Source organism: Terrabacter sp. FW104-15G4B, from assembly GCF_058790095.1.
On sequence record NZ_JBYTCI010000005.1, the window covers coordinates 45,820 to 59,884 of the forward strand.

Annotated in this window: 12 protein-coding genes; 6 read left to right on the forward strand and 6 right to left on the reverse strand. The window is 72.0% G+C overall.

All coding sequences use genetic code 11. The annotated features are described in order from the left end of the window. Positions 1–48 precede the first annotated feature (48 nt). Together AC3WRT_RS05970 and AC3WRT_RS05975 are read right to left on the reverse strand one after the other, a co-directional pair. A complete protein-coding gene (locus tag AC3WRT_RS05970) occupies positions 49–1,308 on the reverse strand; it encodes a sugar ABC transporter substrate-binding protein (protein WP_492720289.1) in 1,260 nt (419 codons plus the stop codon). After that, entirely contained in the window at positions 1,295–2,365 is a 1,071-nt protein-coding gene (locus tag AC3WRT_RS05975) for a LacI family DNA-binding transcriptional regulator (protein WP_492720292.1), read from the reverse strand. Before AC3WRT_RS05975 ends, AC3WRT_RS05970 begins: the two co-directional genes overlap by 14 nt. 167 nt (positions 2,366–2,532) lie before the next feature. Between AC3WRT_RS05975 and AC3WRT_RS05980 the strand changes: the two genes are divergently transcribed. The 3 genes from AC3WRT_RS05980 (at position 2,533) to AC3WRT_RS05990 (ending at position 5,510) form a co-directional block, all read left to right on the forward strand. Continuing rightward, entirely contained in the window at positions 2,533–4,737 is a 2,205-nt protein-coding gene (locus tag AC3WRT_RS05980) for a glycogen debranching N-terminal domain-containing protein (RefSeq protein WP_492720294.1), read from the forward strand. A gap of 147 nt (positions 4,738–4,884) precedes the next feature. Next, a complete protein-coding gene (locus AC3WRT_RS05985; protein ID WP_492720296.1) occupies positions 4,885–5,112 on the forward strand; it encodes a hypothetical protein in 228 nt (75 codons plus the stop codon). 17 nt (positions 5,113–5,129) lie between these two features. Beyond that, a complete protein-coding gene (locus tag AC3WRT_RS05990) occupies positions 5,130–5,510 on the forward strand; it encodes a hypothetical protein (RefSeq protein WP_492720298.1) in 381 nt (126 codons plus the stop codon). A gap of 21 nt (positions 5,511–5,531) precedes the next feature. Here AC3WRT_RS05990 and AC3WRT_RS05995 read toward each other — a convergent pair whose 3' ends face one another. Then, positions 5,532–6,245 (reverse strand): hypothetical protein, encoded by a 714-nt coding sequence (locus AC3WRT_RS05995; RefSeq protein ID WP_492720301.1) that lies wholly within the window; start codon positions 6,243–6,245, stop codon positions 5,532–5,534. Positions 6,246–6,296: 51 nt separating this feature from the next. Between AC3WRT_RS05995 and AC3WRT_RS06000 the strand changes: the two genes are divergently transcribed. Beyond that, on the forward strand, positions 6,297–6,884 hold the full coding sequence (locus AC3WRT_RS06000) for a DNA-3-methyladenine glycosylase I (protein WP_492720304.1): 588 nt from the start codon (positions 6,297–6,299) through the stop codon (positions 6,882–6,884). Positions 6,885–6,890: 6 nt separating this feature from the next. Here AC3WRT_RS06000 and AC3WRT_RS06005 read toward each other — a convergent pair whose 3' ends face one another. Further along, positions 6,891–8,447: a phytoene desaturase family protein gene (locus AC3WRT_RS06005; protein WP_492720308.1), complete on the reverse strand. Its 1,557-nt coding sequence runs from the start codon at positions 8,445–8,447 to the stop codon at positions 6,891–6,893. 100 nt (positions 8,448–8,547) lie between these two features. Next, positions 8,548–9,621, reverse strand: a complete 1,074-nt coding sequence (locus tag AC3WRT_RS06010; protein WP_492720311.1) for an SGNH/GDSL hydrolase family protein — start codon at positions 9,619–9,621, stop codon at positions 8,548–8,550. Positions 9,622–9,846: 225 nt separating this feature from the next. Between AC3WRT_RS06010 and AC3WRT_RS06015 the strand changes: the two genes are divergently transcribed. Together AC3WRT_RS06015 and AC3WRT_RS06020 are read left to right on the forward strand one after the other, a co-directional pair. Beyond that, complete coding sequence (locus AC3WRT_RS06015; protein ID WP_492720314.1) at positions 9,847–10,476, forward strand: PH domain-containing protein; 630 nt, start codon at positions 9,847–9,849, stop codon at positions 10,474–10,476. A 19-nt stretch (positions 10,477–10,495) separates the two neighbouring features. Next, positions 10,496–12,259 carry an AMP-binding protein gene (locus AC3WRT_RS06020; protein WP_492720316.1) on the forward strand — a complete coding sequence of 588 codons (1,764 nt, stop codon included), beginning with the start codon at positions 10,496–10,498 and terminating at the stop codon, positions 12,257–12,259. On the opposite strand, the gene AC3WRT_RS06025 is transcribed toward AC3WRT_RS06020, so the two are convergent. Next, positions 12,249–13,964, reverse strand: coding sequence for a metallophosphoesterase family protein (locus tag AC3WRT_RS06025; protein WP_492720318.1), 1,716 nt, complete (start codon positions 13,962–13,964; stop codon positions 12,249–12,251). The two genes, AC3WRT_RS06020 and AC3WRT_RS06025, sit on opposite strands and share 11 nt — an antisense overlap. Positions 13,965–14,065: the final 101 nt, after the last annotated feature.

Below are 14,065 nucleotides of genomic sequence, written 5' to 3' on the forward strand. Positions count from 1 at the left end.
CCCCCCCCCCCCCCCCCCCCCCCCCCCCCCCCCCCCACCCCCGGGGGATCAGTCGGTGAGGGCCGCCGTGCCGTTCTTCTGGAGCTCCTCGAGCCACGCGTCCGGGTTGCCGCCCTTGGCCAGGGTGGCCAGCTGCGAGTTGAACTTCGCCATGACCTCGTCGAAGCCGGGCAGGTTGACCGGGCCTTGGGCGTACTGGCCGCCGGTCACGAAGGCCTGCGACTCCGGGTACTTCTCGGCGAACGCCTTGGCGCCTGCCTCGGTGGAGGGCATGACGCCGAACGCGTCGGCGAAGGCCATCTGCTGGTCGGTGCTGATGAGCGACTTCACGAGGTCGACGGACTGCGCCTGGTTGGGCGACTTGGCGGCGATGCCCCAGCAGTTGCTGAAGAGCAGCGTGCCCTTGCCCGCAGGACCGGCAGGCAGCTCGACGACCTTGTACTTGAGGTTCGGGAAGTCCTTCTTGGCGCCGCTGATCCAGTTGCCCTCGATGGTCATCGCGGCGACACCCTTGCCGAGCGCCTCGCCGCCCCAGCCGGTGGCGGGAGAGGTGTCGGAGCTGAACTTGAGGACGCCGTCCTTCATCATCTTCTGGACCTCCGCGAGCCCCGCCTTGGCGGGCGCGCTGTCGGCCGTCATCGCCTTGCCGTCCGGCGACACGATCCAGCCGCCGGCCTGCTTGATGAACGCGCCGCTGCGGTTGATGTCGTTGCCGAGGACGAGGCCGGTGACCTTGCCGGACGTCAGCTTCTTGGCGACGGCCTCGAGGCCGGCCCAGTCCTTGGGGATGTCCGCGTCCGTGAGCCCTGCCTTGGCCCACAGGTCGGTGTTGATCTCGAGGGCGAGCGTCGAGTAGTCCTTCGGCGCGCAGTAGAACTTGTTGTCGTAGGTGAAGGCCTGCACGAGGGCGGGGAGGAAGCCCGCGTCCTTGACCTGGTCGCCATAGGCGTAGAGGTTGCCCGCCTTGGCGAAGGTGCCGACCTTGGAGGCGTCGGTGTAGAAGACGTCCGGCGGGGTCGTCGAGGCGAAGGCCTGGCCCAGCTGCTGCCCGAGGTCCGCGGCGGCGATGACCTCGACGGTGTTGCCCGACTTCTTCGCCCAGGCGTCCGCCGCCGTCTTGACCGCCGCCGTCTCGGCGTCGCCGGAGCTGCCGATCATGATCGTCAGCTTGACCGGGCCCTTCGCCGTGCTCTGGGGGGCCTTGTCGGCCCCGCCGCTGAACCCGCCTCCACCGCAGGCGCTCAGGACGAGCGCCCCGGTGGCGGCAAGGGCGAGGGCGGCTGCGCCACGGGTGCTACGTGCTCTCATGTGACTTCACTTTCCGTTTCGTGCGGTCGCCCGCAGGTTTCGAGCTGGACCTGACGACAAGCTCGGGGGGAAGGAGGAGGCCGCCCGCGGGATCGCGGGGGCCCGCACCGGTGCCGAGCACGTGGAGCACGCGGTCGGCGACCTGGTCGAGGGGCTGGTGGAGGCTACTGAGGTCGAGGGCGTGCGCGATGTCGGTGTCGTCGAAACCGACGAGGCCGACGTCAACGCCGGGTTCGAGCCCTCGCTCCACGAGGACCCGCCACGCGCCGAGGGCGAGCGCGTCCGAGGCACAGACGATGGCGCTGCCCCGCCCGAGGACGTCGGCGAGCCCGGCGGCCGCGGCGGAGGCGGACGGGAAGTCCTGGGAGCTCGTGGCCTGCCACTCGGGGTGCGCGATGCCGAGCTCGGAGGTGGCTCGTATCCACCCGGACCGGCGGTCGTCGCCCACGGGGCTGCCCTGTGGCCAGCCGAGGAAGCCGATGCGCTCGTAGCCCTGGGCAGCGAGGTGGCGGACGGCCGCATCGACGCCCGCGGCGCCGTCGACGTCGACCCAGGCGGTGATGCCGGGGTCGTCCCAGACGCGGCCGAACGCGGCATACGGAATGTGGTGCTCGTCGAGCCATGCCGGGCGCGGGTCCTGCGGGCGGGTGTCGGTGAGGACGAAGCCGTCGGCGACCCGGCTGGCGATGAGCCGTTCGTAGGCGGGGGTGGGTGCGGCGGGGTCGGCCGCCGTGAAGGGGACGACGTGCGACCCGCGCGCGGAGGCCCCCGTCGTCAGCTCGATGAGGAAGGTGTCGAGGATGGCGCCGAGACGTCCGAAGCCAGCGGAGTTGAGCTCGACGCCCCAGGCCCCGGCCCGCTCCTGCTTGAGCGTCTGGGCCGCGCGGCTCGGGCGGAAGCCCAGGCGGTCGATCTGCGCCTGCACCCGCGCGAGGGTGTCCGGCGCGACGCGCTCGGGAGCGTTGACCACGTTGCTCACGGTCTGGCGGGACACCGAGGCCGCGCGTGCGACATCGTTGATCGTCGCCCGCCGCGTAGCGGAAGAACTCGTGGTCACCCTTGACGCCGTCCTGTGGGAGTGGAACGGTCAAACCCTACGATTTGAACGTTCATATACCGCATCCGGATACTGTGCCCTCGGCGCGAGAGTGTCAAGGGGCGGGTGTTCTTTTTCCCGACGGCATCGCATCAGCACCAGGACCAGCACCACGAGCAGGAGAGCCGATGAGCAGGCACCGCACCGAGGACGACGAGAGGGCCGGGACCTCGGAGACTCCCGAACCCGTGGCGCAGCAGCCCTGGCTGCACGACCTCGCCATCTGCGTGGACGGCAACGGCACGGCGCTCAGCGGTTCCGACGGGGCGATGGACGGCGAGGGAGCGCATGGCTTCTTCGTGGACGACGAGCGCGTCGTCTCCCGCTTCACCGTGATGCTGGACGGCGCGCGCCCGTCCCAGGTGGCGCACGCGAGCCGTGGCTCGCGCAGTGAGTTCTTCACCTCGGTGCGCGCCCTCGGTGACCTCGGCCCGGACCCGACGGTCGAGGTCCACCGTCGGCGCCGGCTGGCGGGCGGCACGCTGCTCGAGCAGGTGGTCGTCACCTCGCGGGCATCGGACGTGGTCGAGGCCCCGCTCGTGATCGCGATCGGCGGCGACGGCGCCGGCATCAGCACGGTCAAGTCCGGCACCGCGGCGGGCTCGCTGCTCGAGGCCCGCGTGCGCCGCAGCCCTGGCGACGGGTCTCTGCCGCCCTGCCGGGCTGAGTGGGCGACCGACGCGCTGTCGACCGTGGTGAGCTTTCGCCCGGCCCCGACCGCCCTGGAGGTCGGCCCGGAGGGCGCCGTGGCGACCTTCTCCCTTGCCGTCGCGCCCGGGTCCGAGAGCGCGGTCGAGGTGCTCGTGGAGACGGAGCGTCGCAGCGAGAGCCAGTTCCCGGCCGACGCCGGCTCCGGCGCCGTCGACTGGCCGGAGAGCCTGCGCGTCGAGGCGGGCGACCCGCGGTTGGCGAAGCTCGTCGACGCCTCGCTCACCGACCTTCGCAGCCTGTTGCTCAAGGACCCCGCGTACCCGTCCGACGTCTTCGCGGCAGCCGGAACCCCTTGGTACCTGACGCTCTTCGGACGCGATTCGATCTGGGCCGCACGCATGGCCCTCCCGCTGGGCACGGCGCTCGCGGGCGGCACCCTCCGGGCGCTCGCGCGCCGCCAGGGCACCCGCCACGACGCAGCCACGGCCGAGGCGCCGGGCAAGATCGCGCACGAGCTGCGCCGCACGGTCACAGAGCACGCCTCGGCGGCCTTCAACCTGCCGCCCGTCTACTGGGGCACGGTCGATGCCACGGCCCTGTGGGTCTGCCTCCTGCACGACGCGTGGCGGTGGGGGCTGCCGACCGACGAGGTGCGCGCCCTGCTGCCGGCACTTCGGGCTGCAGCCGGCTGGTTGACCGAGCTGGCCGCGCCGGACGAGGACGGCCTCATCAAGTACGTCGACGAGAGCGGCCACGGACTGGTCAACCAGGGGTGGAAGGACTCCGGCGACTCGATGCGCTTCCGCGACGGCTCGCTGGCCACCGCGCCCATCGCGCTCATCGAGGCCCAGGCGTATGCCGTCGAGGCCGCTGCCGACGCCGCTGTCCTCCTGCGCGCCCTCGGTGACGACCCCCGGGACACGGACCGGGCCGACGAGCTGGAGCAGTGGGCAGGCGTCCTGCGCGAGCGGATCCGGTCGCGGTTCTGGGTCGGCGCGCCCGACGGCGGGTATCTCGCCATGGCCATCGACAAGCTGGGCCGCCCCGTGGACGGGCTCGGGTCCAACATGGGGCACGCCCTCGGCACCGGCTCGCTGACACCGGCGGAGGCAGGCCGGGTCACCGCCACCCTGATGGGCGCCACGATGCTCGGCGACTTCGGCATCGTCACCCTGGCCACGGACAACGGCGGTTTCAACCCGATCGGCTACCACACCGGTTCGGTGTGGGTGCATGACACCGCCATCTGTGCGCTCGGGATGGTCCGTGAGGGTCACGAGGCTCAGGCCGGCGTGGTGGCGCGCAAGCTCCTCGACGTGGGCGAGGCCTTCGGCTACCGCCTGCCCGAGCTCTTCGCCGACTCGGCGGCCTTCGGGCAGCCCGCCCCCTATCCCGCCTCCTGCCGACCCCAGGCGTGGGCTGCCGCCTCCGCCGTGGCCATGCTCACGGTGGCCCTCGGGCTCTCGGTCGACGTGCCGGGCCGCCGGATGAGGCTGCGGCCGCCGTCGCCGATGCCGTTCGGAGCGCTGTCCGTCAAGGGCGTGCGCATCGGGGACGCCGTGGTGTCGGTCGCGGTCGACGCCTCCGGCGGGGTCACGGTCGAGGGGCTACCCGGCGACTTCGAGCTGGACGCCCCGTCCGGCACGGCGCGCGCCGAACTCGCCACCTCCAGGCCGGTGTAGGCGACGGGGCGACGGCCCTCATGACACATCAAGTCGGTCGCGCGCCGCCGGCTCAGGCTCGTGCCGGAGTGCCGGGGCGGTGATGATGTGTCAGGAGGGCCGGGCCAAAGCCCTGACGGCGTCCCGCTCCTCTGGGACGATCGAGCCGTGTCCATCGAGACGTGGTGGCCCCTGCTGGAGCCGGGCACTCGAGACTGGCTCGTCGCCAACAACGGCGACGTCGTCCCGGGACCGGTCCTGGCCGAGATCACGCGCCTCGCCGGCCCGGTGACGCGTGACGCCTGGTGGTTCGGCGAGAACGGCCCCAACGGCTTCTACCTGTCCGACGCGGCGATCGACTGGATCGAGGAGCTCGCCAACGACGAGGGCCCCTGACCGAGTGGAGACCTGTCATGCGCGCAACTCTCACGTCGGTCGCCGTGCTGGCATCCGGGCTCGTTGCCTCCGTGTTCTTCGCACTGGGTCGCGCCACGGGTGACGACGTCACGTGGCGCAGCGGGACCGCAGTGCTGGGCGGCGACGAGTCGTCGCCCCAGTTCTCCGCCCGGCTGAGCAACGACGACTGGACCTACGGCGCCAGTGGCTCGGTGCCCCGCTGGGTCGACGCCCAGGGCGTCGACCACGCCGGCGGCTGGCCGGACTGCCTGATGCCGCCGACCGAGCAGCATCCGGACCGCGCGCAGCAGGTGCCGGTCCGCTTCGCCACCGTGCCCGTCGACCAGGGGGACGTCGGCAGCGGGCCCGAGGTCGTGGCGGTCGACTGCCGGGTGTGAGTGCGGGGCGCGGGATCCGTGCTAGCCGGGCTGGGAGGAGATTCCCGTCAGGAGCGACGAGATGAGGAAGGCCCAACCGCCGGTGAGGCGTCGTCCGGCTGGTCTGGTCCGCTGCCGTGGCAGCCGGCCACCGAGGGCGAGGAAGGCCGGCACGCCGAGGATGCCGACCGGGTTGACGAGGAGCCAGAACCACGCCCACCGGGTCGCCCGACGTGGCTCCGGACCCGCGATGAGCAGTCCCAGGGTGAGCACCCACAGCAGCACTGCCATGGCGGACATCCACGGCGGGACGTCCCACCCCAGCATCGAGCCGCCCGGGCGCGGAGAGTCGTCGGGGGTCACCTGCACCGACTGGCCGCCCGGGAGGTCGCGCAGGTACTGCCGCAGGTCCCCGATCACAGGGTCCTCGCCCGTCTCCGAGGAGGAGTCGGCCACGTTCGGGTCGCTGGCCTGGACGAGGCTCGTCTCCGAGGCGATGCCGCCGCGCTCCCAGCGGACCCGGACGGTCGCGGAGCCGACGGCGCCCGGCGGCAGCCCGCCGGAGATCCCGAGCTCCCGCACCGCCCCCGACGCGACGGCCTCCCGAAGGTCGCCCAGAGACACCTGGTGGACCGCGACCACGGGAAAGGCCACCGCCACGAGGACGACCACCGCCAGCAGCGTCCAGCGGAACCCTTCAGCGGCCCGGGAGGGAGCGCCCGCCGGTGGGCGCACGAGCCCGGCTGGTTCCGTCATGGGCCGACCCTAGGGGAGAAGGACGTCGGTGGGCGCCGTTACGGTGGCGCCATGACGGTTGTCGGTGCTGACGGTCTCGCCCGCCCCGCCTGGGCCTCGGTCGACCCGCTGCTGATGGAGTACTACGACACCGAGTGGGGCGTGCCCGTGCGCGACGAGCGCGGGCTCTACGAGCGCATCTGCCTCGAGGGCTTCCAGTCGGGCCTGTCGTGGGCGACCATCCTGCGCAAGCGCCCGAACTTCCGGGCTGCCTTCGCCGACTTCGAGCCCGACGTCGTCGCGACCTACACCGACGCCGACGTCGAGCGCCTCCTCGGCGACGCCGGCATCATCCGCCACCGCGGCAAGATCCAGGCCACCATCACCAACGCCCGCGCCACGATCGCGCTGCGCGATGAGGGCGGGCTCGTCGACTTCGTCTGGAGCTTCCAGCCGAGCGACACCCCACGCCCACGCGACCACGCCGAGGTGCCCACGGTGTCCGAGGAGAGCAAGGCCCTGTCGAAAGCGTTGCGCAAGAGGGGTTTCGCCTTCGTCGGGCCCACGACGATGTACGCGCTGATGGAGGCCGTCGGCATCGTCGACACGCACCTGCTCGGCAGCCACCGGCGCGGCAGCTCGGGCGTCTGGACGGCCTGAGCCACGTCAGCCGAGGATCGCCCTCGCAGCGTTGTGGCCGGGGATCGAGCTGACCCCTCCGCCGCGCCGCGCCCCGGCGCCGCCGAGCAGCACGTTGTCGTATGCCGTCTCGACGCCCCAGGTGCCCACCTCCGAGTCGCGCTCGGCCCAGGGCCACTGCAGCGAGCGGTGGAAGATGTTGCCGCCCGGCAGACCGACCGACTGCTCGAGATCGACGGGGCTCTTGACCTCGATGCAGGGGTTGCCGTCGGCGTCGCGCGCCAGCACCGACTGGATGGGCTCGCCGAGCACCGAGTCGAGGGACCGCAGTGTCGCGGCCAGGGCCTGCTCGGTCGTCCCCGCGTTGTCGGCGCGGAAAAGCCTTGCGGGCAGGTGCAGCCCGAAGAGGGTCAGCGTCTGCGCGTCGCTCGCGGCGAGCTCAGCCCCGAGGATCGAGCGGTCCGAAAGGGTGTGGCAGTAGATCTCGCACGGCGGCAGGTCGGGGATGCGCCCGTCGCGCGCGGCGGCATACGTCTGCTCGAGCTGGCCGTAGCCCTCGTTGATGTGGAAGGTGCCCGCGAAGGCGGCGGTCGGGTCGACGGAGGCGTCGCGCAACCGGGGCAGCCGGGTCAGCAGCATGTTGACCTTGAGCTGGGCGCCCTCGACGTCCGGCTCGGTGTCGACCGGCGCGGCCCCGGCAGCGGTGAGCAGCCGGTTGAGCACCGCGGGCGCGCAGCCGGCGACGAGGGTTCCGCCCACCGCGCTGCCGGTCCCGGCGCTCCCGCCGGCCCACACCACCTCACCCGTCGAGGGGTCGACGGAGGTGACGTCGGCCCCGGTGACGATCGTTGCCCCGGCCGAGACCGCCGCCGCCGCAAGGGAGTCCGTGAGCGCACCCATGCCGCCGACAGGGACGTCCCAGTCGCCGGTGCCGCCGCCGACGAGGTGGTAGAGGAAGCAGACGTTCTGCCGCAGGTCGGTCTCGCCGAGGGAGGCGAAGGTCCCGATGAGCGCGTCGGTGGCGATGATGCCGCGCAGGGTGTCGTCGTCGGTGATGGACTCGATCAGCTCGGCGAGGGGCCGTGTCGTCAGGGCGTCGAAGAGGTCGGCGTCGCCGGACAACGACCGCACGGCGTCACGCGAGCGCAGCGGCTCGAGCACCGTCGGGAAGACCCGCTCGGCCACGCGCGCCATGCGACCGTAGAAGTCGGTCCAGCCGGCATACGCGTCGTCGCCGCCGGTCAGCGCCCGGAAGGCCGCGCGGGTCGCTGCCTCGTCGGCGTTGTCGACGAGCAGGCCGTGGTCGGGGTTCGAGGGCACCGGGGTGTACGAGGAGTAGCGGCGACGGATGAGCCGCAGGTCGAGGTCGAGGTCGGTGAGGACCTGGCGCGGCAGCAGCGACACGAGGTAGGAGTAGCGCGACAGCCGCGCGTCGATGCCCGCGAACGCCCGCGCGGAGACGGCTGCGCCGCCCACCCGGTCCGAACGCTCGAGGAGGAGGACGGTCCTTCCCGCGCGGGCCAGGTAGGCGGCGGCCGTGAGGCCGTTGTGACCGGCCCCGATGATGATGTCGTCGTAGCGCACCCGGTCAGACTAGGTGCCGTGTGCGGGTGGCGTCCGACGACCTCACCGGACCGTGGGAAAGTGCCCACTCGACGGTCGAGTGGGCACCTCCCCACGGCGGTCAGTGACGCGCGGCGTCCTGCCGTGCCGCGTAGCGCCGGTCGGCCGCGTCGATGCTGGCGCGGCTGCTCAGGTCCCCCCCGGCACGGGCCGCGGCGGCGCGCACCTCGGGCGACGTGAGGTCGGGAGCGACGAAACGCTCCGGCGTGATCGTGCGGTCGGCGGCGGCATACCGCCTCGCGTCGCGGGCCAGCGAGCCGGCCGACGCGACGGCCTTCGCCTCGGCCGTGCCGGGCGAGAGGGTGGCGCTCAGTCCGAAGGCGGGCTTCGTCACGACGGCGTAGCCGTCACGGTGCCCGGCGATGTTCGGGTGGTAGCTCTCGGTCGTCGGGCTGGAGAGCCCGTTGAGCCACTCGACGTCGTCGCAGACCGCGTGCCCGACGAACGTCGACGTCGGGTTGACGAAGGTGAAGCCGGCGTTCGTGGCCGCCCCGGCCGTCTTCGAGTTGAGCAGGTCGGCCGTCGCGTTGAGGCGCGACTCCTCGGTGGGGGAGAACCACGTGAAGGCGTTGCAGTCCTCGCCGTTGAAGATCCGCGGGTAGCCGACGACGATGACGCGGGCGTTCGGCGCCTTGCTGCGGATCGAGGAGTAGAGGGTCGCGAGGCGGCCCGGGACGGTGTTGGTGATGGTGGCCTGCGCCGTGTCGATGGCGCCGTTGCAGTTGCTGGCCCAGCTCGGCTGCGCGCACGTGGTCAGCACGCTCGAGAAGCCGGCGTCGTTGCCGCCCACCGAGATGCTGACGTATGCCGTCGTGCTCGTCAGCGCCGACAGCTGGGTGTTCGTCACGTCGGCGACCGTCGCGCCGGAGCAGGCGCGGAAGGTGAGCGCCAGGCCGAGCGCCGAGGCGTCGAGGGAGGGGTAGGCGTAGACGGAGCGCTGGCAGCTCGTGCCGTCGCTGAGGTAGGTGCGGGTCCCGGTGCCGGAGGAGTACGAGTCGCCGAGGGCGACGTAGGTGGTGCCGACCGCGACGGCTGGGGAGCCGAGCGCGAGCGCGGCACCGAGGCCGATGAGCGCGGACAGGCCGGCACCGAGGGCACGCCGGCGACCGGAGGACATGAGGGTCTTGCTCTTCACAACGCACTCCTTCGTGGATGGAAGGCTGAGGACGCCGCGCACTCCAGCGCCTGGGGCTGCGTCCGCCGACCACCACGAGCTGCCGGGCGTCCCACGTCCCCCGCCGGACAGTAGGGCCGGGGCGGACGGGCCGCGAGCCGAAATGTCCCCGGGCCAGGTCTCGACGTCGGCCTAGGGTGGGTGTCGACTCGTGGTCCGCTCGGACCTGACGACAGGAGGACGACCGTGGGCTTCCCCGAGAACGTGCTGGCCAAGGGAGAGAGGGTCGAGCGCGACCTGCACCCGCACTGGCTCACCGTCGTGGCGCCGACCCTCTTCGGGCTGCTGCTGGCGGCCGCCTGCATCGGCGTGGCCGTCGCCACGCCGGACGACGACACCGGCAACCGTATCCAGTGGATCGCCGTGGCCGTCCTCGTCCTCGTCGCGGTGCCGGCGGTCTTCGTGCCCTACGCGCGGTGGCGCACCACGCACTACGTCATCACGAGCCACCGGGTCATGGTGCGTCGCGGCATCCTCACGAAGAACGGCAAGGACATCACCCTGTCCAAGATCACCGACGTGAGCTTCGAGCAGACGGTGCTCGACCGCCTCATCCGCGCCGGGTCGCTGCACATCGAGTCGGCCGGCGACAGCCCCGACGAGGACCTCCGCAACATCCCGCGCAGCAACGACGTCCAGCAGCTCATCAACCGCCTCATCGACGAGGACGACCTGCGTCGCCGCACGGTCGGACGAGGTATGCCGGATGCCGCCGACCCGGACCTCCCGATCCCCGAGCGCCCCGAGCGTCCCGAGCTCGCCGAGGAGCGACGCCGCTCCCGCACCCTGGGGGACGGCAGCGACCAGCCGCTCTGAGTATGCGATTCTCGGGGGCATGACCTCCACTGTCGACGAAGCCGGTGCGACCGCGTCCTACCGAGCAGCCCGTGACTCGCTCCTCGCCCTGCGCGGTGACCACGCCCGCGCCCTCAGGGAGTTCACCTTCCCCGACGTCGGGGACCAATGGAACTGGGGCGTCGACTGGTTCGACGCGGTAGGGCGCGGCAACGACCGCGCCTGCGTGACGATCGTCGAGCAGGACGAGTCGTCGCGGTCGTACTCCTACGACGAGATGGCCCGCCGCTCCGACCAGGTGGCCGCCCACCTCGCCCGACTCGGCGTCCGGCGGGGAGACTCCGTCATCCTGATGCTCGGCAACCAGGTCGAGCTCTGGGAGTCGATGCTCGCCGTCATCAAGCTCGGCGCCGTCGTCATGCCGACCACGACCGCCGTGGGCCCGGGCGACCTCGCCGACCGCATGGAGCGCGGCGCCGCGCGAGCCGTCATCACCAACGCCTCCGAGGTGCACAAGTTCGACGCCCTGCCGGACGACTACGTCCGCGTCGCCGTCGGTGGCGCCGACCCTGCCGGGACAGCCACGGACGGCTGGGAGGAGTACGACGCGGCATTCCGAATCGATGTCGGACCCGCCGAGCACCCGGGCACGGGGCCTGAGGACCGGATGCTGCTCTACTTCACGTCGGGCACGACGAGCCGGCCGAAGCTCGTCGAGCACACGCAGCGCTCCTACCCGGTCGGGCACCTGTCGACGATGTACTGGATCGGCCTGCAGCCCGGCGACGTCCACCTCAACATCAGCAGCCCGGGCTGGGCGAAGCACGCGTGGTCATCGTTCTTCGCGCCGTGGGCGGCGGAGGCGACGGCCTTCGTCTACAACTACACCCGCTTCGACCCCGCCGCCTTGCTGCGGGTCCTGCGTACCCATGAGGTCACCTCGCTCTGCGCGCCACCGACCGTGTGGCGCATGCTCATCAACAGCGACCTGTCCGGCGGGCCGGGCTCGCTGCGCGAGGTCGTCGGCGCGGGCGAGCCCCTCAACCCGGAGGTCATCACCCAGGTCGAGAAGGCGTGGGGCCTGACCATCCGGGACGGCTACGGCCAGACCGAGATGACGGCGGCCGTCGGCAACACGCCCGGCTCGACCGTCAAGCCTGGGTCGATGGGACGGCCCCTGCCCGGGTGCCCCGTCGTCGTCGTCGATCCCGTCACCAACGAGCTCGTCACCGAGGCCGACGCCGAGGGCAACCGCGAGGGCGAGATCTGCCTCGACCTGTCGCAGCACCCGGTGCCGCTCATGACCGGCTACCAGGGCGACGAGCAGCGCAACGCCGACGCCATGGCGGGCGGTTTCTACCACACCGGAGACGTGGCCTCGGTCGACGCCGACGGCTACATCTCCTTCGTCGGGCGCACCGACGACGTCTTCAAGGCCAGCGACTACAAGATCAGCCCCTTCGAGGTCGAGTCGGTGCTCATCGAGCACCCCGCCGTGGCCGAGGCCGCCGTCGTGCCCGCCCCGGATCCGGTGCGCCTCGCGGTGCCCAAGGCGTACATCGCGCTCGCCCCCGGGCACGAGCCCGGCGAGGAGGTGGCCCGCTCGATCCTCGCCCACGCGCGCGACAAGCTCGCGCCGTGGCAGCGGGTGCGCCGCATCGAGTTCTACGAGCTGCCCAAGACGATCTCGGGCAAGATCCGGCGGGTCGAGCTGCGCGGCCGCGAGAACGAGCTGGAAGCCTCGGGCGGGGGTCAGCCGGAGACCGAGTGGCGCGACGACCAATTCCCGGAGCTCAAGGGCTGAGCGGCGAGGTGGTGACGGCCGTGGAGCCGGTGGAGCCCGTCGTGCCCGTCGTGCCCGTCGTGCCCGTCGTGCCCGTCGGCGGCGCGGCCGGGTCGTCCGAGGGAAGCGGCAGGTCCCGCACGCTCGTCTCGTCGATGCGGCTGCAGATGCGCTTGGCCGGGTCGGGCTGGTCCTGACCCGGCTGCTGCGCGGTGGTCGAGGGGGGACGGTATGGGTCGATGCGCGCACCGCTGACGACCTGCACGGTGTCGTAGGCAGGACGTCCCTCGAGCAGGTTGCGGAACGAGTAGCGGCTGAGTGAGGTCAGCTCGCACGAGGTGCCGAACTGCGCGATGTCGAAGGAGTACGGCTGGCCGTTGAGCTCCTGACCAGCCCCCTCGGAGTAGTGCCCGACGACTCCACCGCCGGTGAAGGTGCCGACCTGGATCCGGTTGCCCTCGAGGGCCGGCGTGTGCATGTGCCCGTTCACGAGCAGGCGTCCGCGCTCGATGGCCTCGGCGGCGTACGGCTCGTGCGTCACGACGATGTCGGGCTCCGGCTGGTCCGCGGCGGCGGCGTTGTAGCGGTCCACCGCCGGCTTCTCCTTCGCGACGGGGTCGGCGTTGTCGTCGCCGAAGTAGCGCGGGTCGTTGAAGCCGGTGATGCGCAGGCCGTGGAAGCTCAACTCCCGTAGCGGGCCCGACGGGTCCTCCAGCAGGACGACGTTGGGGACGCGGCGGAGCCGGTCGAGGACGGCGCGGTCAGTGGGGGAGGACTGGTCGTGGTTGCCGCTCGTGAAGATGTAGGGCACGCCCAGGGACTGGATCGACGCGTAGAGGCCGGCGGCGTCGCCCTCCTGGACGCGGCCGAAGTTGAGGAGGTCGCCGCTGTCGATGACGGCGTCGATGTCCTCCTCCTTGATGATCGTGCGCATCAGGGCGTACTGGTTCGCGCCGTGGATGTCCGAGACGAGCAGGATGCGGGCCGAGACGGGTTCGTTGACGTTGCCGGCGACGTACTTCTGCTGCAGCGCCTGGGTGACCGCCAGCAGGTTGCGGAAGTAGGGGGTCACCTGGGTGGCGCGCGCCTCGACGTCGGCGAGCAGGCCGGCGTTGCGCTGGACGACGCCGAGGACACCGCTCGTGCGGTACTCCGCGAAGCGGCTCGGCTGGTAGGTCAGGGCGATGCCGCCGAAGGTGACCGCGGTCGTGACCACCATGGCCGATGCGACGAAGAGCACCTGGTGGCGGCGGGTGCTGCGCTGGCGGATGTAGTGCGAGGCGAGGGCGAGCAGCACCGCGATCGCGGTGGCGCCGACCAGGAAGCGGAGGCCGACCCCCACCGCGGCCTGCGAGATGGCCGAGGAGATCTCGTCGGCAGACGGCTGCAGTGCCTTGATGTCGACGTTGGGTCGGGTGAACAGGTTGGTGATCTCCTCGCGCACCGCGACCTGCACGTCGAGGCCGGGCGCGACGATCGGGGAGACGAACTGGACGTCGACGTCCCCGACGATGGTCGGCGCGTGCAGCACGGGGAGGTGCCGGGGCACGGGGTCGAGGCGCAGGACGGCGCGGTACTGCGACGTCTCCGCGACGGTCGGGGCCAGGTTGGTCGCGGCGACGCCCCCGACGTAGCAGGCGGCGAGCACCGCGAGCCACTTGAGCACGTGCGAGCCGCGGCGCAGCCACGGGCTGTCGCCGGCCAGCAGGTTGCCCAGCTGTCGCATCGCCTCACCCTAACCGGACGTGGACGCGACACCCGGAGGGCGTCATCCGTTCACGTCGTCGTGCTGGGATGGCCCGGTCAGTGCGCCGCATCGAGGAGGAC